This is a genomic window from Moorella mulderi DSM 14980 (genome assembly GCF_001594015.1).
Taxonomy (GTDB): domain Bacteria; phylum Bacillota; class DSM-521; order Neomoorellales; family Neomoorellaceae; genus Neomoorella; species Neomoorella mulderi.
The window spans coordinates 57,145-80,519 of record NZ_LTBC01000006.1 but is presented as its reverse complement, the minus strand read 5'-3'; the positions used below and the strand labels follow the sequence as shown (position 1 = coordinate 80,519).

The 23,375-nt window shown below is 57.1% G+C and carries 25 protein-coding genes; 19 read left to right on the top strand and 6 right to left on the bottom strand.

The features are described 5' to 3' along the window. Positions 1-27: 27 nt before the first annotated feature. The 12 genes from MOMUL_RS09165 (at position 28) to MOMUL_RS09110 (ending at position 11,210) form a co-directional block, all read left to right on the top strand. Positions 28-324, top strand: a complete 297-nt coding sequence (locus MOMUL_RS09165; protein ID WP_062284329.1) for a YerC/YecD family TrpR-related protein — start codon at positions 28-30, stop codon at positions 322-324. 148 nt (positions 325-472) lie between these two features. Next, the gene (gene hisZ, locus MOMUL_RS09160) at positions 473-1,639 is read left to right on the top strand and encodes an ATP phosphoribosyltransferase regulatory subunit (protein ID WP_062284326.1); all 1,167 of its coding nucleotides are present in this window, start codon (positions 473-475) and stop codon (positions 1,637-1,639) included. 25 nt (positions 1,640-1,664) lie between these two features. After that, positions 1,665-2,351 (top strand): ATP phosphoribosyltransferase, encoded by a 687-nt coding sequence (gene hisG / locus MOMUL_RS09155; RefSeq protein ID WP_062284324.1) that lies wholly within the window; start codon positions 1,665-1,667, stop codon positions 2,349-2,351. Then, a complete protein-coding gene (gene hisD, locus MOMUL_RS09150; protein ID WP_062284323.1) occupies positions 2,335-3,624 on the top strand; it encodes a histidinol dehydrogenase in 1,290 nt (429 codons plus the stop codon). Before hisG ends, hisD begins: the two co-directional genes overlap by 17 nt. After that, positions 3,621-4,211, top strand: a complete 591-nt coding sequence (gene hisB / locus MOMUL_RS09145; RefSeq protein WP_062284321.1) for an imidazoleglycerol-phosphate dehydratase HisB — start codon at positions 3,621-3,623, stop codon at positions 4,209-4,211. Before hisD ends, hisB begins: the two co-directional genes overlap by 4 nt. A gap of 52 nt (positions 4,212-4,263) precedes the next feature. Beyond that, a complete protein-coding gene (gene hisH / locus MOMUL_RS09140) occupies positions 4,264-4,896 on the top strand; it encodes an imidazole glycerol phosphate synthase subunit HisH (protein WP_062284320.1) in 633 nt (210 codons plus the stop codon). Further along, positions 4,874-5,605 carry a 1-(5-phosphoribosyl)-5-[(5-phosphoribosylamino)methylideneamino]imidazole-4-carboxamide isomerase gene (gene hisA, locus MOMUL_RS09135; RefSeq protein ID WP_062284318.1) on the top strand — a complete coding sequence of 244 codons (732 nt, stop codon included), beginning with the start codon at positions 4,874-4,876 and terminating at the stop codon, positions 5,603-5,605. Before hisH ends, hisA begins: the two co-directional genes overlap by 23 nt. A gap of 6 nt (positions 5,606-5,611) precedes the next feature. Beyond that, positions 5,612-6,376, top strand: a complete 765-nt coding sequence (gene hisF, locus MOMUL_RS09130; protein ID WP_062284316.1) for an imidazole glycerol phosphate synthase subunit HisF — start codon at positions 5,612-5,614, stop codon at positions 6,374-6,376. A gap of 3 nt (positions 6,377-6,379) precedes the next feature. Continuing rightward, complete coding sequence (gene hisI / locus MOMUL_RS09125; protein WP_062284314.1) at positions 6,380-7,195, top strand: phosphoribosyl-AMP cyclohydrolase; 816 nt, start codon at positions 6,380-6,382, stop codon at positions 7,193-7,195. Between the two features lie 200 nt (positions 7,196-7,395). After that, complete coding sequence (locus MOMUL_RS09120; RefSeq protein ID WP_062284312.1) at positions 7,396-9,054, top strand: methyl-accepting chemotaxis protein; 1,659 nt, start codon at positions 7,396-7,398, stop codon at positions 9,052-9,054. Between the two features lie 72 nt (positions 9,055-9,126). Further along, positions 9,127-9,462, top strand: a complete 336-nt coding sequence (locus MOMUL_RS09115) for a hypothetical protein (protein WP_062284311.1) — start codon at positions 9,127-9,129, stop codon at positions 9,460-9,462. Positions 9,463-9,986: 524 nt separating this feature from the next. Beyond that, positions 9,987-11,210: a S8 family peptidase gene (locus MOMUL_RS09110; RefSeq protein ID WP_062284309.1), complete on the top strand. Its 1,224-nt coding sequence runs from the start codon at positions 9,987-9,989 to the stop codon at positions 11,208-11,210. 115 nt (positions 11,211-11,325) lie between these two features. Here the strand turns inward: MOMUL_RS09110 and queF are convergent, their stop codons facing one another. From queF to MOMUL_RS09080, 5 genes are all read right to left on the bottom strand, one after another. Further along, positions 11,326-11,706: a preQ(1) synthase gene (gene queF, locus MOMUL_RS09105; protein ID WP_153018333.1), complete on the bottom strand. Its 381-nt coding sequence runs from the start codon at positions 11,704-11,706 to the stop codon at positions 11,326-11,328. Further along, positions 11,703-12,383, bottom strand: a complete 681-nt coding sequence (locus tag MOMUL_RS09100) for a queuosine precursor transporter (RefSeq protein ID WP_062284307.1) — start codon at positions 12,381-12,383, stop codon at positions 11,703-11,705. Before MOMUL_RS09100 ends, queF begins: the two co-directional genes overlap by 4 nt. Before the next feature lie 728 nt (positions 12,384-13,111). After that, positions 13,112-13,567, bottom strand: coding sequence for a type VII toxin-antitoxin system HepT family RNase toxin (gene hepT / locus MOMUL_RS09090; RefSeq protein WP_062284303.1), 456 nt, complete (start codon positions 13,565-13,567; stop codon positions 13,112-13,114). Then, the gene (gene mntA / locus MOMUL_RS09085; protein ID WP_146127172.1) at positions 13,557-13,997 is read right to left on the bottom strand and encodes a type VII toxin-antitoxin system MntA family adenylyltransferase antitoxin; all 441 of its coding nucleotides are present in this window, start codon (positions 13,995-13,997) and stop codon (positions 13,557-13,559) included. Before mntA ends, hepT begins: the two co-directional genes overlap by 11 nt. Before the next feature lie 88 nt (positions 13,998-14,085). Further along, positions 14,086-14,433: a cupin domain-containing protein gene (locus MOMUL_RS09080; RefSeq protein ID WP_062284300.1), complete on the bottom strand. Its 348-nt coding sequence runs from the start codon at positions 14,431-14,433 to the stop codon at positions 14,086-14,088. A 214-nt stretch (positions 14,434-14,647) separates the two neighbouring features. Between MOMUL_RS09080 and MOMUL_RS09075 the strand changes: the two genes are divergently transcribed. After that, on the top strand, positions 14,648-15,871 hold the full coding sequence (locus MOMUL_RS09075; protein WP_064774378.1) for a DUF438 domain-containing protein: 1,224 nt from the start codon (positions 14,648-14,650) through the stop codon (positions 15,869-15,871). Between the two features lie 98 nt (positions 15,872-15,969). On the opposite strand, the gene MOMUL_RS09070 is transcribed toward MOMUL_RS09075, so the two are convergent. Further along, complete coding sequence (locus tag MOMUL_RS09070) at positions 15,970-16,548, bottom strand: hypothetical protein (protein WP_062284297.1); 579 nt, start codon at positions 16,546-16,548, stop codon at positions 15,970-15,972. Between the two features lie 114 nt (positions 16,549-16,662). Here MOMUL_RS09070 and pcrA point away from each other — a divergent pair, with 114 nt between their 5' ends. The 6 genes from pcrA (at position 16,663) to gatA (ending at position 23,375) form a co-directional block, all read left to right on the top strand. Continuing rightward, positions 16,663-18,849 carry a DNA helicase PcrA gene (gene pcrA / locus MOMUL_RS09065; protein WP_062284295.1) on the top strand — a complete coding sequence of 729 codons (2,187 nt, stop codon included), beginning with the start codon at positions 16,663-16,665 and terminating at the stop codon, positions 18,847-18,849. 272 nt (positions 18,850-19,121) lie between these two features. After that, the gene (gene ligA, locus MOMUL_RS09060; protein ID WP_062284294.1) at positions 19,122-21,122 is read left to right on the top strand and encodes an NAD-dependent DNA ligase LigA; all 2,001 of its coding nucleotides are present in this window, start codon (positions 19,122-19,124) and stop codon (positions 21,120-21,122) included. 30 nt (positions 21,123-21,152) lie between these two features. Beyond that, a complete protein-coding gene (locus MOMUL_RS09055) occupies positions 21,153-21,350 on the top strand; it encodes a hypothetical protein (protein ID WP_062284292.1) in 198 nt (65 codons plus the stop codon). Between the two features lie 25 nt (positions 21,351-21,375). After that, the gene (locus MOMUL_RS16630) at positions 21,376-21,552 is read left to right on the top strand and encodes a hypothetical protein (protein WP_161484992.1); all 177 of its coding nucleotides are present in this window, start codon (positions 21,376-21,378) and stop codon (positions 21,550-21,552) included. 57 nt (positions 21,553-21,609) lie between these two features. Next, positions 21,610-21,894 carry an Asp-tRNA(Asn)/Glu-tRNA(Gln) amidotransferase subunit GatC gene (gene gatC, locus MOMUL_RS09050; RefSeq protein WP_054936682.1) on the top strand — a complete coding sequence of 95 codons (285 nt, stop codon included), beginning with the start codon at positions 21,610-21,612 and terminating at the stop codon, positions 21,892-21,894. Between the two features lie 17 nt (positions 21,895-21,911). Next, positions 21,912-23,375 (top strand): Asp-tRNA(Asn)/Glu-tRNA(Gln) amidotransferase subunit GatA, encoded by a 1,464-nt coding sequence (gene gatA / locus MOMUL_RS09045; protein ID WP_062284291.1) that lies wholly within the window; start codon positions 21,912-21,914, stop codon positions 23,373-23,375.

The window sequence follows — 23,375 nt, the reverse complement described above, 5'->3', positions numbered from 1 at the left end:
TTTCTGATATAGGGGGGAGGGTATGCTATGGGCCGGGATAAGTTGCAGGACCCCCAGGTTGATGAACTCTTTCGCGCTATTTTAGCCCTGGAGAACCTTGATGAATGTTACCGCTTCTTTGAAGACCTGTGTACTACCGCTGAAATCAAGGCCATGGCCCAGCGCCTGGCCGTGGCCCGCCTCTTGCGCCATGGGGTTACCTATTCGGCCATTGCCGCCGCTACAGGGGCCAGTACAGCCACCATCAGCCGGGTCAAGCGTTTTTTAAACTATGGCGCCGACGGCTACAAGCTCATCCTGGATCGCCTGGATAAAAGGAAGTAATTTAACGCCAGGGATAACCGGCTGGAGATAAAGAGGTTTAATCAGACTTGCCGGCCCCTGGACGTGGCTGGCGGCCTTTGTCAAGGGGACATTCCCGTGTTATTATTACGTTAATACGTTAACATGATAAAGCAGTGGAGTGAAGGTAATGACCGGCAGCTGGAATAATCTCCAGGTACCGGCGGGGGTGCGGGACCTGCTGCCGGCAGAGGCAGCTGCCCTCAGGGAACTGGAGCAGGAACTGGTGGCTTTCTTTCAAAGTTGGGGTTACCAGGAAGTGCTGACCCCGACTTTTGAATTTGTGGAAACCTTCCAGGCCGGTTCTCCGGCCGGGGATGAAGGCAGGCTGTACAAATTTATCGACCGCCAGGGGCGGATCCTCACTTTACGGCCGGAGATGACGGCGCCCATTGCCCGCCTGGTGGCTACATCGTTACGGCGTGAGGCCTTACCCTTACGCCTGTGTTACAGCGCCAGGGTCTTTCGCTATGAAGAACCCCAGGCCGGGCGCCTGCGGGAATTTCACCAGGCCGGGGTGGAGCTTATTGGCGCCGGGGGTGTGGCGGCCGATGGGGAGATTATTGCCCTGGCGGTAGAAACCTTGCTGCAGGCCGGTTTACAGGACTTTCGTTTAGGCATTGGCCAGGTGGCTGTCACCAAGGGGGTACTCCATGACCTGGGCCTGCCCCAGGAGGCGGTGGCGAGGATTAAAGTAGCCCTGGCCGGCAAGGACCTGGTGGGGCTGGAGCGGCTTGTCGACGAGTATAACCTGACGGGGTCGAAAAGGCGGCAGTTGGAACTCCTCGCCACTTTACATGGCGGTAAAGAGGCCCTGGAGGAAGCCCGGGCCAATTTTATCCAGACCGGAGCAGCCGCTGCCCTGGCCGGCCTGGAACGGGTATGGCAGGCGCTGGCAGCTTACGGGCTGGAAAAGTGGCTCTTCATTGACCTGGGTATTTTACGGGATTTTGATTATTACACCGGCATCGTTTTTGAAGGTTATGTACCAGGCCTGGGAGTACCCGTCTGCGGCGGCGGACGTTACGATGGCCTGCTGGGCCAGTTTGGTTACCCCTGCCCGGCCACCGGCTTTGCCCTGGGACTGGAGCGGGTGCTCATGGCCCGGGGCGAGGGGCAGGGAGCCGGACAGGATGGTTACCTGGTGGCCGGCCGGGACCTGGCGGCAGTTTTGCGCCGGGCGCAGGAATTGCGCCGGCGGGGGGTAACGGTAATTATAGATGGGGAAAGTCAAAACCGCCAGGAAGCAGCAGCCCGGGCCGCCGCCCGGGGGTTGGCCCTGGTTTGGGTGGATTAGATTGGATTTCCGGAGGAACATTTAAATGGTCACCGACTTGCTGACCCTGGCCTTGCCCAAGGGCAAGCTGGGCGAAGATGCTTTACAGTTATTGCAGCAGGCCGGGCTCCCGGTAGATGGCGTGGCTACCGAAGCACGGCAGCTGGTCTTTGCTTTCCCTGCCGACCGGGTGCGTTACCTGATCTGCCGTCCCACGGACGTGCCGACCTATGTAGAACACGGGGCTGCCGACCTGGGTATTGTCGGCAAGGATACCTTGGCGGAGGCCGGGGCCGATGTCTTTGAGCTGGTGGACCTGGGTTTTGGTTATTGCCGTTTTGTGGTAGCCGCGCCCCGGCAGCGCTGGGAAGAAGCAGGCCGGTCCCTGGAAACCCTGCTGGCTGGCAGCCGCCGGGTGGCTACCAAGTTTCCCAGGGTAGCAGCAGCTTTTTTCCAGGAGCGAGGCTTGCCGGTAGAAATAATCAAGCTCCATGGCAATATCGAGCTGGCCCCCCTAGTGGGACTGGCCGACCTGATTGTGGATATTGTATCTACCGGGCGGACCTTAAAGGAAAATGACCTGGTGGAAGTGGTCCCCATTTTTCCCTCCACCGCTCGTTTGATTGCCAACCGGGTTAGCTACCGGATCAATTACCAGCGCCTGCGGCCTGTAATAGAAGCCTTAAAGCGGGCGGCTGCTCAAGGGGGTGCCGGGATTGCTACCTGTTCTTGAGGGTGAAGAAGTGCGGCGCCGCTGGGCCGGCCGGTTGCTGGCCCAGGAAGAAATAGCTACCAAAGTGCGGGCCATTATTGCCGATGTCAGGGCGGGAGGCCAGGTAGCCGTAGAACGTTACACCCGCGAGCTGGATGGAGTTGATCTAAAAAAGGCCGGTTTCCGTGTGACGGCCGGGGAGATTAAGGCTGCTTATGAAGCCGTTACCCCTGAACTGCGGGAGGCTATTCAAAAGGCCCGGGATAATATTGCCGCCTACCACCGCCGTGAGCTGCGGGGTTCCTGGATGGAGGCGGATGCCGGCGGTACCATCCTGGGCCAGATCTGCCGTCCTTTAAAGCGGGTGGGCCTTTACGTACCCGGCGGTACGGCTGCTTATCCTTCGTCGGTATTAATGACCGCCGTGCCGGCCCGGGTGGCCGGGGTTGAGGAAATAGCCCTGGCGACGCCGCCGCGGCGGGACGGTACCCTGCCGCCCCTGCTCCTGGTGGCGGCCGCCGAGGCCGGGGTAAGGGAGATCTATAAAATGGGCGGTGCCCAGGCCGTGGCCGCCCTGGCCTACGGGACGGAAGAAGTGGCCCCGGTGGATAAGATTGCCGGCCCGGGAAATATTTATGTTACCCTGGCCAAGAAGGAAGTCTATGGGGCAGTTGATATAGACATGCTGGCTGGACCCAGTGAAATCGTGGTCATTGCCGATGCTGGCGCCCGGCCGGACTGGGTGGCGGCCGACCTCCTCTCCCAGGCTGAGCACGACGCCCTGGCCGGTGCAGTCCTGATCACGCCGGAAGCCGGCCTGGCCCGGGCGGTGGTAGAGGAAGTCGCCCGCCAGCTGGAGACCCTGCCCCGGCGGGAGATAGCCGCCCGCTCCCTGGCAAATTATGGTGCGTGCGTGGTAGTGCCCCATCTGGAGGCCGCCTTGGACCTGGCCAATGCCCTGGCTCCAGAGCACCTGGAACTGTACGTGGCCGATCCCTGGTCCTGGCTGGGCCGGGTGGAAAATGCCGGGGCGATTTTCCTGGGGCCTTACAGTTCCGAGCCCCTGGGGGACTACTGGGCCGGGCCCAGCCATGTTTTACCTACCGGCGGCACGGCCAGGTTTTATTCACCTTTAAGTGTCACTACTTTTATGAAGAAAATCAGCCTCATTGCCGCCGGTCCCGCCTACCTGAAGGCGGCCGGGAGCTTGATCCAGGCCCTGGCCCGGGCCGAAGGCCTGGAGGGTCATGCCCGGGCCATTGAGCTGCGGCTGGAGGAAGGGGATAGAAAATGACTCGCGAGGCCGTGATTGAGCGCCAGACCACAGAAACCAGCATTCGCGTTAAGCTCGACCTGGACGGCAGCGGTAAATGGCAGGGGAGCAGCGGGATCCCCTTTTTTGATCACCTGCTGGCCCAGCTGGCCCGCCATGGCCTCCTGGACCTGAAAATCTGGGCTGAGGGCGACCTGGAAGTTGACAATCACCATACTGTGGAAGATATCGGTATCTGCCTGGGAGAGGCCATCAAAAAGGCCCTGGGCGATAAAGCCGGGATTAACCGCTACGGCAGCGCCCTGGTACCCATGGATGAGGCCCTGGTCCAGGTGGCCCTGGACTTCAGCGGCCGGCCCTACCTTGCTTGTAACCTGGACCTGCCCCCGGGCCGGATCGGCAGCCTGGAGACAGAACTGCTGGAGGAATTCCTGCGGGCCTTTGTTAACCACAGCGGCCTGACCCTCCACGTGCAAAAGCTCGCCGGGCGCAACGGCCATCATGTCGCCGAGGCCCTCTTTAAAGCCCTGGGCCGGGCCATAAAGGAAGCCGCCAGCCGCGATCCCCGGGTAGAAGGCCCCCCTTCTACCAAGGGTAGCCTGGACTGATAAGGGTCAGACAATACCAGCCTGCGACAAAGTTATTTGCGGAGGAAGCGAAATGCGGCCGCTAGCTATTATCGATTACGGTATGGGCAATCTCTTGAGCGTCCAGAAGGCCCTGGCCAAACTGGGTTACCCGGCGGAGATAACCTCAGACCCCCGGGTAGTGGCAGCGGCTCCGGGCGTTATCCTGCCCGGCGTGGGAGCCTTTGCCGACGCCATGGCCAATTTGCAGCAGAGGGGCCTGGTGGGAGCCATCCGGGAAGTTGTGTGGCGGGGTGTACCCTTCCTGGGCATTTGCCTGGGGTTGCAGCTCCTTTTCAGCACCAGCGAAGAAGGAGGCCCGGTGGAAGGTCTCAACCTCCTGCCGGGCGAGGTCAAGCGTTTGCCGCCCGGGCTTAAGGTTCCCCACATGGGATGGAACCAGGTGCAATTGCTTAAGGCCGGGGAGCTTTTCCAGGGGGTACCCACGGGCACGAACTTTTACTTTGTTCATTCGTATTATATTGACCCCGCCGATAAAACCATAGTTACCGGTACTACGGATTATGGTTTAACCTTTGCCGTAAGCATCCAGCGGGGCAACCTCTTCGGGGTCCAGTTCCACCCGGAAAAAAGCAGCCGCTGGGGCCTGGAGGTTTTAAAAAACTTTGGGGAGATGGTAAACCGTGCTGATTCTGCCTGCCATTGACCTGCGGGAAGGGCGCTGCGTGCGCCTTTACCAGGGGCGGCCGGAAGCCGAGACTATCTACTCCACCGACCCGGTGGCCGTGGCCCGGGGATGGGTGGCCAGGGGTGCCCGCTGGCTTCATGTGGTGGACCTGGACGGGGCCTTCGCCGGCCGGCCGCGGAATATGGACGTTATTGCGGCCATAATCAAAGAGGTCCATATCCCGGTCCAGGTGGGAGGTGGCATCCGCAACCTGGAAAGCCTTAAGGACCTCCTCGCTGCCGGGGCGGCCCGGGCCGTTCTGGGGACGGTAGCCATCACCAACCCGGAGATAGTTGCTGAGGCTGTTGTGCGCTTCGGCGACCAGGTGGCCGTCGGTATTGACAGCCGGGAAGGGATGGTTGCCGTGGAAGGCTGGGCGGCAACGGTGGAGGAAAGGGCCCTTGACTTTGCCGGCCGCATGGCCGCCCTGGGGGTAAAGCGGGCCATCTTTACTGATATCAGCCGCGACGGCACTCTCCAGGGACCCAATATTGCCGCCACCAGGGAGGTTGCCAGGAGGAGCGGCCTGAAAGTCATAGCCTCCGGTGGCATCGCCAGCCTGGACGACGTCCGTGCCCTGCGGGGCCTGGAAAAGGAAGGCGTGGAAGGGGCCATCCTGGGACGGGCCCTTTACAACGGCAACTTTACCCTGGAGGAAGCCCTGGCCGTGGCCGGGGAGGAGGATTGATTTAAGGTGCTTACCCGGCGGATTATTCCCTGCCTGGACGTGGACCACGGGCGGGTAGTTAAGGGAACCAATTTTTTAAACTTAAGGGATGCCGGGGACCCGGTAGAGCTGGCAGCTGCCTATGACCGCGCCGGCGCCGATGAACTGGTCTTCCTGGATATCTCGGCCTCGGCCGAAGGCCGCGAGATTATGGTCGACGTGGCCCGGCGTGTGGCAGAGGAGGTCTTTATCCCCTTTACCGTAGGGGGTGGCCTGCGCACGCTGGAGGATATTCGCCGCATGCTGGCCGCCGGGGCCGACAAGGTTTCTCTGAATACAGCCGCCGTGCTGGACCCTAATCTCGTAGCCATGGCCGCCCGGCGTTTCGGCAGCCAGTGCGTGGTGGTGGCCATTGATGCCCGCCGTACCGGCCCCGGTTCCTGGGAGGTTTATACCCACGGCGGCCGCCGGCCGGCGGGAAAAGACGCCCTGGAGTGGGCCCGGCAGGTGGAGGAGCTGGGGGCCGGCGAGATCCTGCTCACCAGTATGGACTGCGACGGTACTTTAGAAGGCTACGACCTGGAACTGACAGCAGCCATAAGCACAGCTGTCAGCATCCCGGTAATCGCCTCCGGCGGCGTGGGGAAGCTAGAGCACCTGTATGAAGGCCTGACGGTAGGCCGGGCCGACGCCGTCCTGGCGGCCTCGATCTTTCACTTTGGCACCTATACTATCGGGGAAGCCAAAAGTTACCTGGCGGCACGTGGTGTTCCCGTACGTTTGGAGGAGTAAAAGATGGGTGTAAAAATACCTGAGGAAATTCGCTTTAATGCCGACGGATTAATCCCGGCCATTATCCAGGATGTAGAAAGCGGCCGGGTGTTGATGCTGGCCTATATGAACCGGGAAGCTCTGGCCCGCACCCTGGCTACCGGCGAGACGTGGTTTTACAGCCGCAGCCGCCGGGAACTCTGGCATAAAGGAGCCACCTCGGGCCACCGCCAGTATATTGTCAATGCCAGCTACGATTGTGACGCCGATGCCCTGCTCTTCCAGGTCCGCCAGGTAGGGGTGGCCTGCCATGAAGGTGAATTTTCCTGTTTCCATAACACCCTACCCCTGCAGGTTAGCAGGCCCGGCAGCAACAGGCAGGGCGAAAAGGGGCGGACAGAGGGGAAGCAAGCTGATAGCGGGCCGGATGAACGGGGCTGGACATACCTGCACGGCGCCCGGCAGGTTGTCCTGTACCCGGCGACCCCGGGCAGCCAGGTAGAAGCCCCCGGCCCGGCCACTGCCGGCCTGGGAACCATCCTGGCAGAGGTCTTCCGGGTGATTAAAGAACGCCAGGCTACCCGGCCGGAAGGGTCCTACACGTCCTATCTCTTTGATAACGGCCAGGATAAAATCCTGAAAAAAATCGGCGAAGAGGCCGGTGAAACCATCATTGCCTCTAAAAACGACAGCCGGCGGGAAATTTTATACGAGCTTGCCGACCTCTATTACCATACCCTTGTCTTGCTGGCCTACCATGACCTTACGCCGGAACAACTGGCTGCCGAACTGGCTGCTCGCCTGCCGGCAAATGATCCTTTGTCCAAAAAACACCAATGATTACCCCATATACCCCTGCGGGCTTCCTGCATAGTTCGGGAGGTTTCAGTAAGGGGATACCCGGTAATCAGGATAAGGATCTACCTCAAGGAGTACCTGCCTGCCTGACAACCTGACCAACATCTATCTCACCGTGCTTTTGTCTAGTCAAATGCGGAAAAATATGTTAATATAAAGAATAATGCCGGGAGGTGGAGAAATTGGCAATTAGTCTCCGTACCAAACTTTTCTATTTTATCCTCTTGCTATTTCTGGCCCTGGGCCCGGGGACGGTGGGTACCGCGCTGGTTGCCGTCCAGGGCGTTAGCTGGCAATTGCTCCTTTTACCGGCCATTGTGGCGGGGGCCCTGGGTTTAATTTTAAGCCTGGTTATCCTACTCAATCTATACATAAAATGGATGCGCCCCATGCAACGGGTGATGCAGTTCCTTAATTTGCTTGGCGAAGGTGATCCGGTACGAGCAGAACAATCTTTGAGCGGGGCACAGTTAGGGGAGAGCTTCAAGGGACCGGTAACTGCCGTCCTGGACAGTCTTTACCGCCTGGTGGGTCGCATGCAGCGTACCGCCGATGAGCTGTCTTATTTTTCCCGAAATCTCCAGGAAAGCGCCGGTACCAGCTATCGCAACCTGGAAGAGGTAACGGCAGCCATCCAGGAGATTGCCGGCGGTGCCGACGAGCAGGCGGGAGCCGCCCAGAAGGTGGCGGAAAATATTAAAACGTTACATAATCTAGCAGAAGATATCAGCGACCGGGCCGGGCTGGGGACGGAGTTAGGGATGGAAGTGCGGAGCAAGGAAGAGGAAGGTCGCCGGCTGCTGGAGCAATTACTCCAGGAAATTAAGGCCGGGGCCGCTTCCATCCAGGAGGCGGCCGGCCGCATGCGGCAGTTGGAGAACAAAATGGAACAGATCAATACCCTGGTCCAGGCAGTCACGGCCATTGCCGACCAGACCAACCTGCTCGCTTTGAATGCCGCCATTGAAGCCGCCCGGGCCGGCGAGCAGGGTCGCGGTTTTGCCGTGGTGGCGGAAGAAGTGCGGAAGCTGGCCGAACAGTCGGCAGCAGCCGCCCAGAATATAACCTCCCTAGCGGCAGCCATTAGCGAAGAGGCGCGCCAGACAGCAGCCCAGGTGGATAAAAACGTTGAGCTAGTCCGGAGCAACCTCCAGCGCGGAACCCAGGTGAAAGAGAATTTTATGGCCGTAAGCCAGGCGATCAATAAGGCCGCCGAAGTTATGACCAACATCAGCCAACAGGCCCAGAACCAGCTGGCCAGGGTAGGGGAGGTAAGCGAGGCTGCCGGCCGGATGGCAGCCGTGGCTCAGGAAACGGCGGCCAGCATTGAAGAGGTATCGGCTGCAACGCAGGAACAAAAGGCTGCTATGGCGGTGGTGGAAGAGAATACGCGCCAGTTTACGGCCATGGCGCAGAATTTCTTTACCATGGCTGCCGCTTTTACCAGGGAGGGGTGGGACCAAGAACTGCGCCGGGAACTTGTTAACCAGGGTTATGCCGTACTGGAAAAGCTGGCCGCCGACCCTGCTGTTAAGAAAATGGAAGCCACCACCCTGGCGCCGCTCCTTGACGCCGCTTTCAGCGAGTCAGCTATTATCCAGACCTTAATTGCCACCCTACCGGACGGGGCAACTATTTATAACCGGCCGGATGCGGGAGTAACCAACTGGTCCTTCCGGCCATGGTTCCAGGCGGCCATAAGGGGTGAACGTTATGCCAGCGAGCCCTATGTGACCCAGAGTTCCAACCGGGTGGCCATTACCGTCTCGGTTCCTGTACGCGCTGACGACGGCCGCATCATTGGCGTTCTGGCGGCCAATATAGCGCCGGCGGAAAAATAACAGCTGGCGGGCACTAAAGTAGAACGCAGGGCATATAATGATCAAGGGTAAATTTTATGCGAGGTGAGGCCCATGAGTGCTGATCTGGATGCCCTGCGCCAGCGCGTAGTTGAAGCAGTTACAAGCGGGAAATCCATGGGACAGGTTTTTAAAGAAATGGGCATAACGCCCGATAACCCTGCTGTCGTGCAAGAAATAATGGCTCAAGCGGGTATAGATCCTGCTGCCATGTTCCCGGATGGCCAGGTAGATATGGCCAGTTTTGTTAACAACATGACCAAAGATCTGAGCCCGGAAATGAAGAAGCAGCTTGCCCAGCTAATTGAAGGGATGGCGGGGGAGATTAATAACGGCCAGCCCTTGCCGCCGGATATCCAGGAGTTTCTCAAAAGCTGGCAAAAAAGTTAAATACATTACCATAGCGGAAAGGTACCGCCGGCAGTATAAAGGAGCCCCGGGTGGAAAGCCCGGGGCCTTTATATTAAAACCCCGGCGGGGCCGGGGTTTTCCCGCTCATGCATTGGCTGCACTGAGGGGGATGAAGAAGAGGAAGAAGATGGGGATGATGATAATCACGATAATGGGAATAAACAACCACCAGAAGTTAAAACCATGACCGCCCATTAAAAATTCCTCCTATTTGGCATTTAGCGGGAACAAGAAGAACAGGAAGATGATGGGGATGATAATGATGATTGGGATGATGATAATAGTCCACCACAATAACTCTTGTGTCATTAAAGATACCTCCTTTTTCCCTTTGTAGGGACCCTTTCTAGACCTAGCATATGCAGCTGCAGGGCTGGTGGTTAAAAGGAAAAGAGAAAAAAATTTCCTCCCGGCCGGGTGGCATTTTTGAACCTCTTCCGGCAGTAATGCATAAAATGCAGCATAATCACTACCTCTGATTTCTGTTTACGGAGGGGTTAGCCATGTGGCCTGTTTTGCTGGCTTATTACGCCGGCGTAGTAGCGATGGCCGGTGTTTCCCTGTCCCGGGTGGGTAGCGATAATTACGGCAGCCGGAAGATTGTTATGTTCCGCAAGCACCGGCCCTTGAGCAGTTGTCATGAAACAGTCCTTAAAAAAGGCGGGCGGGTAGTACGCGAATTACCCCTCGTGCATGCCCTGGCAGTCCGGATGCCGGAACGGGGCCAGTCCCTCGAAGAGCTAGGCTTACACCCGGATGTCCTTTTAATTGAAGACGATTTCCAGGTCCAGACAGTAGCCCTGCCGGCAGTCAGGATGCGGCAAAGGGAGCAGACCATCCCCTGGGGAGTGGAACGTATTGGCGCACCAAAGGCCTGGCAGGAGGCGGCCGGGGAGAAGGTGAAGGTGGCAGTCCTGGATACGGGGATTGATGCCGGCCACCCCGACCTTAAGGCTAACATCCGTGGTACCCAGAATATCAAATTCCCCGGCTGGCAGGCCGGGGATGGTAATGGCCACGGCACTCATGTGGCCGGGATCATTGCGGCTGTAGATAATAATTTTGGCGTAGTAGGGGTAGCCCCCCGGGCGGAGATTTATGCCGTCAAGATTTTTAACCGCCGGGGTAATGGTTATATTTCCGATATCATTGCCGGCCTGGACTGGGCGTTGCAAAATAAAATGCAGGTCGTCAACATGAGTTTCGGCACCACCCGGCCGAGTCAAGCCCTGGAAGAGGCCGTCCGCCGGTGCGTCCAGGCCGGCATGGTCCTGGTAGCGGCCGCCGGCAATGAGGGGAAAGAAAACAGCGTCATGTACCCGGCCCGTTGCCCCGGTGTCATCGCCGTTTCGGCTATTGATCGGAAGAATAACCTGGCCAGCTTCAGCAGCCGGGGTTCGGAAGTAACGGTAGCCGCTCCGGGCGTTGATATCCTTTCCACCTACCCGGGAGGTAAATACCGGGCCATGAGCGGCACCTCCATGGCCTGTCCCCATGTTGCCGGGGTTGCAGCCCTGGTGCTGTCCCGGGATGGGCACATATCCGGCAGGCAGGTAGTAAAGACCATCACCAGCACGGCCACCAGGCTGCCGGGTTTAACACCTGAAGAACAGGGATCCGGGCTGGTGAATGCCTCCTTCCTGGCGGCCGGGACCCGCTTTAATGATGAGGCCAGGGAAGGCCCGGCAGTTACTTCTTTAAGTGTGATACCTTCCATGACAAGTTAAATAAAAAGCGACCTGGTTTAGTTCCAGGTCGCTATTACATTTATGGGCTGCGCCTCTAATGACGGGCCTGAAGAACAGAACCGCCTGCTCGAAATCAGAGGGTTTTCCAGGGGGGTTAATTGCCCTCGCCGTAAAAGGCAGAAGCAGTTATTTTTATCCCGCCACGCGGCTTCTGGATTACAGTTACTTTGCACCAGTGAGGCGAGCAAGCCCGGTAAATGTCCCTGGCAATGGTATCGGCCAGGGCTTCACAAAAGACGCCTTCCTCCCGGAAGCTCCACAAATAAAGCTTGAAACTTTTAGATTCAATACAGTATTTGGCGGGGGCGTATTCCACGATTACCGTTTCCCAGTCCGGCTGCCCCGTTACCGGGCAAAGACTAGTTACTTCGTCGGATTCGAGGATGACAGTTTTCACATTAGCCGGCTTGGGAAATACTTCCAACTTTTTACGCGGCTCGCGGACGTCCTTTCCTAATGCTTCGAACTCCATCATCTTAGATCCTCCATTGTTACCATAAAGGGATTAAAGTTGGTTTGGAAATCATAGTAATCCTCGTTTTCCACCCTTTTAAGCCAGGCAGTAACAGCGTAGGTCAGGGGTGTTGCCAGGACCTCGTAGGTGGTCTTGAAGAAATAATTGGTCATTATCATGCGTAGCAGTACGGTTCCCGGCATAATACCGGCAAAAGCGATGGTGATAAACAGGACGGTATCCACCATCTGGCCGGCTATGGTGGAGCCGATCGTCCTGGTCCACAGCCACCGGCCCCGGGTCAAAATTTTTAGTTTTGCCAGGATATAGGAATTGATAAATTCACCGCAAAAATAGGCTGCCAGGCTGGCCATGACTATCCTGGGTGTTTGCCCCAGGATCCGTTGATAAGCTTCCTGGCCTCCCCAGGGAGGGGCGGGAGGAAGTATCCCTACCAGCCAGTAGACAAAGGACATAAACAGACAGGCTATAAAACCCGTCCATACTACTACCCGGCTGCGCTTGTAGCCGTAAACCTCAGTTAAAATATCACCAAAGATATAAGAGATGGGAAATAAAATTACGGCGCCGTCAAAAAAGAAGGGTCCAAATTTCGCCACCTTGACGGCTACCGTGTTAGAGAGGAGCAAGACCACTACGAAGGCAACCATTACGAAGGGAAAAAGTTTGTAACGCATGCAGATCCACTCCTTGTTTTGTTTAGGCGGGTGACTGCGACCGCCAGCCCCAAGGCTATTCTTACATTAACAGACCTGGGATGTTAAGTCAATATCCGAATTAAATATGTGGCTTAACGTCAAAATTATTTTACGTCCGTCCTTGACATATAGCCTCGCAGCCGTGTTTCTAAGGGGCAGGGGGCAGGCCAGCTTCGCTTGCTACCCCTTGCCAAACATTAATGGCAAAATAAAAATAAGATAACAGCCATGAAACGCAACTTTGACACTAACCCTTTAAAATCAAGGGGTCCATAGGGACAATTGTCACTACAACACCTTTTCTCCCCCATAGGGGCCAGTTGCCCTTCCAGCTTCAAGTGTAAAGGGAACTTTGTTGATTGGTAAAAGAACTTTTGAGTATTTTTGCCGAGCAAGTACCGGTAGATGTGCGCATAGCCCACAGGGCCGCCGCTCTCCTGGCCACGTATCATCCGAGTCGGGGGCTTGATCTGGCGGCGCCCGCTCAGGCTCATTTAAATATGAGCTAAATAAATATACGGCTACGACATCCGGCAATGAGGCAAATATAGATTTAAGAGTTGATGAAAATTTTTTCTCTTGCCTCCTGGCCCCACCTCTTAGTTCTCTCAAGACAGGATCATGGTCAGGACCATTTTGAAGTTTGTTAACGCCCGCAGGGCGTGGGGCTGGTTGGCGGGCATGATTATGGACTTGTCGGCAATAGATTACTTTCCTCTAGGAGGAGTGTGCCTCTCCCGGGATGTTTTCTCCAGGTAATTCACAATATGTTGACAGAACAGCGTAAAGTCCCCCAGGCGGTTTTGCAGGATTTCATATAGTTCTTCCGGTGTCACTTTGTTATATTCATGGACAAGGCGATTGCGGTAACCGGCCATGCCCATAATCTGGCGGGCAAAGTCTGCGGGCAGCATCTTGCCGTCCTTCATCTTTTCGATTATCGCCCGGTAGTCCTGGGGGACGCCCAGGCCTGATTTTACCACCAGGTGGCGGCCCAGGTCAAACAATGCTTCCAGGGCCCGGCGCAACCTGTTTTCAGCAATATCCACAGCATCTTCGTCTTGCAGGAATTGTTCCCGTGGCATGCGTGCCAGGAGCTGCAACCTTCTTATAGCGCTATGAATAATATCCAGCCTTGCGGCTATTAGTTCCTCATTGAACAAGGGATGAAGCCTCCCTTATTGCTTCATATAATTCCCGCCTGCCCTGGTGTAGATGGTAATTATAGTCAAGATATAAACCGGAAATAACGTATTCAAAGTCTGTCCGGCGCTCCTCATCAGTACAATAAATAACCTCGCCGGTATTAATCACTTCAAAAGCTATAGGCACGGGCGCGCAATTTAAAAAGAGCAGATCCACTTCAAGAGGCGAAAAAATTTCTCCCAGCTTTGAATAAAGATGCATATAGTAGTATGTTATCCTACTTTCCGTTGTTTTGAGAAGAATTGCCAGGTCCACATCCCGCGCCCGCTCAGGCTCGTTTAAATATGAGCCAAATAAATATACGGCAACGACATCCGGTAAAGAGGCAAATATAGGTTTAAGCGTTGATAAAAATTTTTTCTCCTGCATCTTTACTCCGACCCGCATAGATAGTAAGGTATATGAGGATTATACCACAGCGAGCCGCCATAATGACCCTGGGGGTCATTATGGCGGAATTTTTTACATGGTTCTCTCAGGACCGGATCATGGTCAGGACCATCTTGAAGTTTGTTAGCGCCCGCAGGGCGTGGGGCTGGTTGGCGGGCATGATTATGGCCTCCCCCGTCTTTACATGGAGGGGCCTGCCGGCGATGGTAATTTCCACTTCCCCGTCCAGCACGTACACCAGGGCGTCGTAGGGCGCCGTGTGCTCGCTCAGGCCCTGGCCGGCAGCGAAGGCGAAGAGGGTTACCGTACCTGTCTTTTTATCAATAATCGTCCGGCTGACGATAGAGCCCTCCTGGTAACCGACCAGCTCGCTTAAAACGGCCGCCCGGGCTTCAAGGGGCCTGCTGTCAGCCTGTTTCTTATCCGGCTCCATTTCCTTCACCTCTACTTTGTTGTGAGATTTTTACTGGTTTATTATACCACCGGGAAGGAAGGAATAAAATAACAAAATAGTGCCAACAGTGCCCGGCGCCGGCCCTGGCGTGCAAGTAAAGAGGGTTTTTTTGAGTGCAAAGATGCATAACCCGGACTTTGGCCAGGGAAACATTTTAGTAAATAAGGTAAATAAGCGAAAAGGAGAAATGGTCGTGAGTGAACTGCTGGATGCCCGGGAAGAGCGCCAGGAAATTTTAAAGGGGATTATCCGGGATTTACATGCCGGTAAGGACCTGGAAGAGCTGAAACAACGCTTTGCTAGGCTGATTCATAACGTCAGCCCGGGTGAAATCGCGGCCCTGGAAAGCCGGCTTATTGCCGAGGGCATGCCGGAAGAGGAGATCAAGCGCTTATGCGATGTTCACATCGCCCTGTTTAAAGAATCCCTGGCCGAACAGCAGGTTGAACCCACCCCGCCCGGCCACCCCGTCCACACCTTCCGCCTGGAGAACGAGGCCATACGCGGCGTGGTGGAGGCCCTGAAGAAGCTCCTGGGGGAAATTAAGACGGCAGATAAGGAAGGCCGGGAAGTTTTCCGGCGGCGGAAGGAAGAAATTAAAAAAGAGCTGGCCCGCCTGGCGGAAATCGACAAACATTACCTTCGCAAGGAGCACCAGCTGTTTCCGCTGCTGGAACGGCGGGGAGTATACGGCCCGCCCAAGGTCATGTGGCAGCTCCACGACGACATCCGGGCTATGTTGAAAAAGGTAACCCGTGCTGTGGATGAAGATGATCTGGCTACTGTTATCAACCAGGGAAACGAACTGCTCACGGCTATAGTGGAAATGATTAATAAGGAAGAAAGCATCCTCTTCCCCATGGCCCTGGAAAAACTTACACCCTCCGACTGGGTGGAGGTACGCCGGGGTGAAGAGGAAATAGGCTACGCCCTGGTTTCTCCCGGGAACGAATGGCGGCCGCGCCAGGCGGCCGGGACCGCCCCGGATGCGCAGGAAAAAGAAGGCCCGGCAGGGGCAATCGAGTTAGCTACCGGCAGGTTGACCCCGGAACAGGTGAACCTCCTTTTAACCCATTTGCCTGTAGATATCACCTTTGTAGACGAGAATGACAACGTCCGCTATTATTCCGCCGGTAAGCACCGCATTTTTACCCGCAGCCCGGCTATCATCGGCCGTAAAGTGCAGAACTGCCACCCCCCGGCCAGCGTTCATGTGGTGGAGAAGATTCTGGCTGAATTCCGCGACGGTACCAGGAATGAGGCTGAATTCTGGCTCACCATGAACGGCCGCTTCATTCATATTCGTTATTTCGCCGTGCGCGACGTTGAGGGCCGCTACCGGGGCGTGGTGGAGGTCACCCAGGACGTCACGGACATCCGCGCCCTGGAAGGAGAAAAGCGCCTGCTGGACTGGTAGGCTGGGCATAAGGGCAGGGCGGCAAAGAGTTGACTGTGGGATATAGAAAGCAGGTTAACTCAAGTTGAATACCAGGAGTTGAGGAGAAAGCTCTGGCTCTAGCCAGAGCTTTCTCCTTGCGGGGGCGGGTTGAGGCCCATTTTTAGGACCTGGGCCAGCATCCGGCCGGTAAACTGCTGGAATTCCGGGGTGCGGATGAGGTTCCACACTAATTGTAAGGATGAGGCCGGCAGCTGCATAGATACGGGGCCGGTGGTAGCGGCGGCCGGGGACAGGCCCAGTTCCTTTTCCAGGGTACCTTTGGCGATGTTAACAATGTTTCCGGCCGTCTCGATACCGGTATCGGCGTAGAGCAAGAAAGTCCGGATTTTTTCGATCCAGATCCGCAACTCGTCCAGCACCTGGTTAACGCTGCCGTTTAAAATAGCTTCCCGGAAGAGGGCCTGGGTGTGGGCGGCCAGGGTCAGGGGCTGGTTCTGGCCCTGGGCTGGCGATAGGCCGGGCGGGGCATCTTCTGCGGGTTCAGGGGTACTGTCTGCCAGCAGGCCGGAGCCGCTGGCATTTTTCTCACCTTCCTGGTAATCTTCTTCCAGGCCGGCCAGGGCGGCCGCAATTCCTTTCTCTTGCTGAGGAGCCTGCAAGCGGATTATTTGCTTCTCTGCGTCCCTATTGAACACCTTGTTCACCTCACATATACTTTACCTGCTGCATTATATGCAGCCCTTTCCTGGATGGAGAGAAAGAAGAGAACCGCGTAGCAGGTTTTTTATCTATCGGGGCGAATATAAGTAATGTTTAGGAGTGTGAAGATCTTGGCAGACTTTATGACTTTACTTAACAAGCCCCAGCAAGAAGCCGTCAGCCATCGCGGTGCGCCTTTGCTGGTCCTGGCCGGTGCCGGGAGCGGCAAAACCAGGGTTTTGACCTACCGGGTGGCCTCCCTGATCCAGGAAGGGGTGGCGCCGGAAAATATCCTGGCGGTGACCTTTACCAATAAAGCGGCCCAGGAAATGAAGGAACGCCTGGAGGGGCTGGTGGGTAACGCAGCCCGGCGCCTCCAGGTCAGCACCTTCCACTCGGCCTGTGTTCGCATTTTAAGGCGGGATGCCCACTTGCTGGGTTACCGGCCCAATTTCACCATTTACGACACCGACGACCAGCAGGCTGTCATTCGCGAGGTTTTAAAGGAATTAAACCTGGATGAGAAAAAGTTCCCGCCCCGCTCGGTAGCCCATGTTATCAGCAATGCTAAAAACTCCTTGCACACACCCGAACAATACCTCGGCTGGAGCGCAACTGTAAAAGAACAGCAGCAGGGCACTATCTACCGCCGCTACCAGGAGCGGCTTAAAGCCGCTAATGCCATGGATTTTGATGACCTCATCATGCAGACGGTGGCCTTATGGCAGAATAACCCCCTGATTTTACGCTACTACCAGCAGCGCTGGCAGCATATCCTGGTGGACGAGTACCAGGATACCAACCATGCCCAGTATGTCCTGGTGCGCCTGCTGGCCGGCAATGGTGAAAACCTCTGCGTCGTCGGCGACCCGGACCAGGGCATTTACGGCTGGCGCGGGGCTGACATCGGCAATATCCTGGCCTTTGAAGAGGATTTTCCCAATGCCCGGGTAATTCTCCTGGAGGAGAATTACCGCTCCACCCAGCCCATCCTCAAGGCGGCCAATGCCGTTATCCAGCATAATGTGGGCCGCAAGGAAAAGCGCCTCTGGACGCGGCGGCGGGAAGGGGAACTGCTGCACCTCTACAGCGCCAATGATGAACGCGATGAAGGTAATTATATTGCTGCTGAAATTTACCGCCGCCACAGCCAGGAAAGCCGGCCCTTCAGCGATTTTGCCGTCCTCTACCGTACCCATGCCCAGTCGCGGGCTTTGGAAGAGGCTTTCCTCCAGGCGGGTATTCCCTATGAAATCGTCGGCGGCCTGAAATTCTACCAGCGGAAAGAGATCAAGGACATCCTGGCCTACTTAAGGGTGATAGCCAACCCTGATGACGCCACGAGCCTCTTAAGGATTATCAATGTCCCGCGGCGGGGCATTGGCGAAACCTCCCTGGCCCGGCTGGAGGCTTTCGCTGCTAGCAGCAGCCTGGGTCTTTACCGGGCTTTACAACAGGTGGAAAACATCCCCGGTATTCCCGCTAAAGGCCGGCAAGCCCTGCAGGAAATGATAATCTTGCTGGATAACCTACGGCAACAACAGGAAAACTTAACAATAACGGCCATGGTGACCGCCATTTTGCGGGAAACCGGTTACCAGGCCGAGTTAGAAGCGGAAAAAACGCCGGAAGCCCAGGCGCGGCTGGAAAACTTAAAGGAGTTCCTGACGGTTACCAGGAATTATGACCAAGGTAGTGAGAAGCCTGAGCTGGCCGATTTCCTGGCCCAGGTGGCCCTGGTGGCTGAAAGCGATACCTACAGCGGCGGTAACGCCGTGGTCTTTATGACCATGCATACGGCCAAGGGCCTGGAGTTCCCGGTGGTCTTCCTGGCGGGCCTGGAAGAAGGGGTCTTCCCCCATTTTCGCTCCCTGGAAGACCCGGAGGAGATGGAAGAAGAACGCCGCCTCTGCTATGTGGGCATGACCAGGGCGAAGGAAGTCCTCTACCTTACCCATGCCTGGACCCGCAACCTTTACGGCAATACCATGAGCAACCCTCCTTCCCGTTTCCTGGAGGAAATACCGCCTGATTTAATCGCCCGGGATGGGCAGGCCGGCCTCCCAGCTTCCGGGGGCGGTATCACCGGCCGCCAGCAGGGCCGGCCCGGGACCGGGATAGCTCGCGGGGTCCAGTTTGACTGGCAACTGGGGGATAAAGTCCAGCATAATAGTTTTGGCCTCGGGGTTGTTGTAAAAATCAGTGGCGAAGGTGAGGATACTGTTATCAGCGTTGCCTTCCCCGAAAGAGGTATCAAGCAACTCATGGTCCGGTATGCTCCCGTTAGGAAGGTATAAGACACTATATTGTTCAAGGTCTGGCTTTTGTTTGGAGCGAGCGACTTGGCCCGAGCGGTAAGCGGACTTGGCGAAGCCGAGGAGCGAGGGTGGGGCCGAGGACAGCGGGACTAAAGGCCGGCCTCGGAAGGCTTGTGATGCCGAATGGGCCGGGAACCCCGCCTTAAGCCCACGGCTGAGCCATAGGTTGCTCAGCATGGGCTTTGATGCGATCCAAAAACAAAGCCTGACTAAGAAGAGATGCGATATGTTTTTTTGGAGGAAGGTAATAAATGGATTTCCAAACAGCCCGGCAGAGGGTTGAAGAACTGCGGCGCCTGATCGAAGAACACAATTACCGCTACTATGTCCTCGACCAGCCGGTGATCAGCGACCGGGAATACGATGCCCTGATGCAGGAATTAATAGCCCTGGAAGAGGCCTACCCGGAACTCCTGACGCCGGATTCCCCCAGCCAGCGGGTAGGCGGCGCGCCCCGGGAGGACTTCAATCCCGTCCGGCACCCCGAAGTTTTATTAAGTTTAAATGACGCCTTTAATGAGGGCGATTTGCTGGATTTCGACCGCCGCGTGCGGGAAATAACGGGCGGCGAGGTATCCTACCTTATCGAGCCCAAAATAGACGGCCTGACGGTGGCCCTCACCTATATTGACGGGGCTTTTAGCCTGGGGGCTACCCGCGGTGACGGCCAGGTAGGGGAAGAAGTTACGGCGAATCTCCGGACCATCCCTGTGCTGCCCCTGCGTTTACGGCAACCCCTGCCCCACCTGGTAGTGCGGGGGGAAGTTTACATGCCCAAGGCAGCCTTTGCCCGCCTGAACGCCGAACGGGAAGAGGCCGGCGAGCCCCTCTTCGCCAATCCCCGCAATGCTGCCGCCGGGTCTTTGCGCCAGCTGGATCCAAAAGTAACGGCCGGCCGCAGCTTAAGCCTTTTTGTCTACCAGGTGATCAGCGTCACCGGGGCACATGTTACTACCCAGGCAGAAGCTCTGGAGTTGATGGCCGGACTGGGCCTGCCCGTCAACCCCTACCGTTTCCTGGCCCCCGACATCCGGGCCGTGCTGGCAGAAATTAAAAACTGGACGGCGGAGCGCCGCGCAGCATTACCCTATGAGATTGACGGCCTGGTGATCAAGGTTAATGACCTGGCCCTGTACCCTGTCCTGGGAGCGACGGCCAAAGCGCCGCGCTGGGCCGTGGCCTATAAATTTCCGGCCGAGCAGGCGACGACCCGGGTGGAGGGGATTATCCTCCGGGTAGGGCGCACGGGAGTCCTGACCCCAACGGCTATCTTAACGCCGGTGCGCCTGGCCGGGACTACCGTCAGCCGGGCTACCTTGCATAATGAAGACTACATCCAGGAAAAGGACATCCGCATCGGCGACACGGTGGTTATCCAGAAGGCCGGCGACATCATTCCGGAAGTGGTGGAGGTCCTGCCCGAACATCGTACCGGAGCGGAAGAGGTTTTTAACATGCCGGAGAAGTGCCCGGCCTGCGGCGCGGCAGTAGTCCGCCCGCCGGGAGAAGCGGCCCACCGCTGCACCGGGGGCCTGGCCTGCCCGGCCCAGGTCCTGGAAGGGATCATTCACTTTGCCTCCCGTGGGGCCATGGACATCCAGGGCCTGGGGCCGGCCATCGTCGCCCAGCTCCTGGAGGCCGGCCTCATCCGTGATGCGGCCGACCTCTACTACTTGCAAAAGGAAGACCTGTTAAAACTGGAGCGCTTTGGCGAGCAGTCGGCCAGCAACCTCATTGCGGCCATTGCCGCAGCCAAGGACAGGCCCCTGGAACGCCTGCTTTTCGGCCTGGGCATTCGCCATGTGGGCGAGCGGGCGGCGCGGACCCTGGCCAGCCACTTCGGCTCCCTGGAGAAGCTAATCGCGGCCTCAGAGGAGGAATTGACCTCCCTGCCCGATATAGGCCCGCGTATTGCTGAGAGTATCCGGGAATTTTTTGCCGAACCGAGAAATCTGGCCGTCCTGGAAAAGCTGAAAAAAGCCGGGGTACGGATGGAAGCTGAAAGAGCGGCGGCTCCGGCCGGGCCTTTAAGCGGCAAGACTTTTGTCATCACCGGCACCCTGCCGGGCCTTACCCGCCAGGAGGCAGAAGAGCTGATTACCCGCGCCGGGGGCAAGGTCAGCAGCAGCGTGAGCAAAAAGACCGATTATGTGGTTGTTGGCGAAAAGCCGGGTTCCAAGTACACCCGCGCCCGGGAACTGGGGGTGCCTGTAATTGACGTGGACGGGTTAAAGCAACTACTGCGCCAGTAACGATTGGCCTAAAGATTGGGGGTTGATAAAATGTTACCGGTAAGGATTTTTGCCGTATTACCTTTCCTGGTGGCCCTGTTTTTCGCCGTAACCGGCTTGTTCCAGTGGCTCTGGAACATCACCATGCCCGAAGTATTTAACTTGAAAAGGATTACCTTCTGGCAAGCCCTGCGCTTGTTGCTTATTGCAGGCATCCTTTTCGGGGGCGCCCATTTCACCTGGCGTTAGGTAAAGGGGCAGGGAGATCTAACTGATGACACTTGAAAAACCAGGTAATACCCATCAAGGTGAGCCCTGGGATACCAGGGCCTGGGTTGAAGAAAAAAGATTTATCCAGATACGAATCAAACAGGGCCCGGTTGAAGGAAAACGGACCTGGGGGCGAGAAGATTTATATGACCGGGGTTACCCCGGGAAACGTTGCCGGTAGCCCACCCTTTTGCTATAATTAGGCAGAAAGTATACCTAGAAAAGGTGGTTGTAATTTATGCCTATTACGACAGCCGAGGTAGAACATGTCGCCCTGCTGGCCCGCCTGAAGCTTACCCCGGAGGAAAAGGCGGCCTATACCGGGCAACTCAACGCAATCCTGGAATATATGGATAAATTGAACGCCTTGGACACCACGGACGTGGAGCCCACGGCCCACGTGTTGCCCCTGCGCAATGTTTTCCGCGATGACGTAGCGCGGCCCGGTCTACCCCGGGAGAAGGCCCTGGCCGGGGCACCGGCAGCCAGTGAAGGGCAGTTTAAAGTGCCGCGGGTAGTTTAGACCGGGAGGTTAAGGCGATGGATTTACACTATTTAACCGCCCATGAACTGGGCGATCTTTTACAGCGCCGCGAGGTCAGCGCCGTAGAGGTTACCGAAGCCATTATCGAGCGCATCAAGGCCGTCGATGGCCGGGTGCAGGCTTATCTAACCCGGACGGCCGAAGAGGCCCTGGAGCAGGCTAAAGCCGTTGACGCGGCCCGCGCCCGGGGGGAGGAACCGGGGCCCCTGGCCGGCGTGCCCATGGCCTTAAAGGACAACCTCTGCACGGGAGGAGTACGGACAACCTGTGCTTCCCAGATGCTGGCCGGATGGGTGCCGCCCTATGACGCTACCGTGGTCCGGCGCCTTAAAGAGGCCGGGGCGGTAATACTGGGCAAGCTCAATATGGACGAATTTGCCATGGGTTCCTCCACGGAAAACTCCAGCTTTTTCCCGACCCGTAATCCCTGGGACCTGGAACGGGTACCGGGCGGGTCCAGCGGCGGTTCGGTAGCGGCCGTGGCCGCCGGGGAGGCCTGTTATGCCCTCGGGTCCGATACCGGCGGTTCCATCCGCCAGCCGGCTTCCTTTTGCGGCGTCGTCGGTATGAAACCGACCTATGGCCGGGTGTCGCGCTATGGCCTGGTGGCCTTCGCCTCATCCCTGGACCAGATCGGCCCCATCACCCGGGATGTCACCGATTGCGCCCTGGTCCTGGGGGTCATTGCCGGTCATGATCCCTCTGATTCCACCTCGGCCGACCTGCCGGTACCTGATTACCGGGCGGCCCTGCAACCTGAAATTAAAGGCTTAAAAATAGGTGTACCGCGGGAGTATTTCGGCGCCGGTATAGAACCGGAGGTAGAGACGGTTGTCCGCCGGGCCATTGCCAAACTTGAGGAAATGGGGGCTATCTGCGAAGAGACTTCCCTGCCCCATACGGAATACGCCCTGCCGGCCTATTACCTGGTGGCCCCGGCGGAGGCTTCCTCCAACCTGGCCCGTTATGACGGCGTCAGTTACGGTCTGCGGGTGCCGGGCAAAGACATCATAGAAATGTATATGAACACCAGGAGCCAGGGCTTTGGACCGGAGGTAAAGCGGCGCATCATGCTGGGCACCTACGCCTTGAGTTCGGGCTACTACGACGCTTATTACCTGAAAGCCCTGAAGGTAAGGACCCTTATTCGCCGGGATTTCGAAGCTGCCTTTAGCAAATACGACCTGCTGGCAACACCGACATCGCCTACAGTCGCCTTCCGTTTAGGGGAAAAAGCAGGGGATCCCCTGGCTATGTATATGTCTGACCTCTGCACTATTCCTGTTAATATGGCCGGGCTGCCGGCCCTCTCCATCCCCTGCGGCTTTAGCCAGGGCCTGCCAGTTGGCCTGCAATTGATCGGTAAAGCCTTTGATGAGGCAACCCTGCTGCGGGCAGCTTACGCCTTTGAACAAGCTACCGAATATCACCGGCGGCGGCCGGAGCTGGGAGTGGCTTAA

Coding starts and splice junctions, on each gene's coding strand:
- MOMUL_RS09165 (WP_062284329.1), top strand. CDS start 28: ATGGGCCGGGATAAGTTGCAGGACCCCCAGGTTGATGAACTCTTTCGC.
- hisZ (WP_062284326.1), top strand. CDS start 473: ATGACCGGCAGCTGGAATAATCTCCAGGTACCGGCGGGGGTGCGGGAC.
- hisG (WP_062284324.1), top strand. CDS start 1,665: ATGGTCACCGACTTGCTGACCCTGGCCTTGCCCAAGGGCAAGCTGGGC.
- hisB (WP_062284321.1), top strand. CDS start 3,621: ATGACTCGCGAGGCCGTGATTGAGCGCCAGACCACAGAAACCAGCATT.
- hisH (WP_062284320.1), top strand. CDS start 4,264: ATGCGGCCGCTAGCTATTATCGATTACGGTATGGGCAATCTCTTGAGC.
- hisI (WP_062284314.1), top strand. CDS start 6,380: ATGGGTGTAAAAATACCTGAGGAAATTCGCTTTAATGCCGACGGATTA.
- MOMUL_RS09115 (WP_062284311.1), top strand. CDS start 9,127: ATGAGTGCTGATCTGGATGCCCTGCGCCAGCGCGTAGTTGAAGCAGTT.
- MOMUL_RS09110 (WP_062284309.1), top strand. CDS start 9,987: ATGTGGCCTGTTTTGCTGGCTTATTACGCCGGCGTAGTAGCGATGGCC.
- queF (WP_153018333.1), bottom strand. CDS start 11,706: ATGATGGAGTTCGAAGCATTAGGAAAGGACGTCCGCGAGCCGCGTAAA.
- MOMUL_RS09100 (WP_062284307.1), bottom strand. CDS start 12,383: ATGCGTTACAAACTTTTTCCCTTCGTAATGGTTGCCTTCGTAGTGGTC.
- mntA (WP_146127172.1), bottom strand. CDS start 13,997: ATGCGGGTCGGAGTAAAGATGCAGGAGAAAAAATTTTTATCAACGCTT.
- MOMUL_RS09080 (WP_062284300.1), bottom strand. CDS start 14,433: ATGGAGCCGGATAAGAAACAGGCTGACAGCAGGCCCCTTGAAGCCCGG.
- pcrA (WP_062284295.1), top strand. CDS start 16,663: ATGTTTAGGAGTGTGAAGATCTTGGCAGACTTTATGACTTTACTTAAC.
- ligA (WP_062284294.1), top strand. CDS start 19,122: ATGGATTTCCAAACAGCCCGGCAGAGGGTTGAAGAACTGCGGCGCCTG.
- MOMUL_RS09055 (WP_062284292.1), top strand. CDS start 21,153: ATGTTACCGGTAAGGATTTTTGCCGTATTACCTTTCCTGGTGGCCCTG.
- MOMUL_RS16630 (WP_161484992.1), top strand. CDS start 21,376: ATGACACTTGAAAAACCAGGTAATACCCATCAAGGTGAGCCCTGGGAT.
- gatC (WP_054936682.1), top strand. CDS start 21,610: ATGCCTATTACGACAGCCGAGGTAGAACATGTCGCCCTGCTGGCCCGC.
- gatA (WP_062284291.1), top strand. CDS start 21,912: ATGGATTTACACTATTTAACCGCCCATGAACTGGGCGATCTTTTACAG.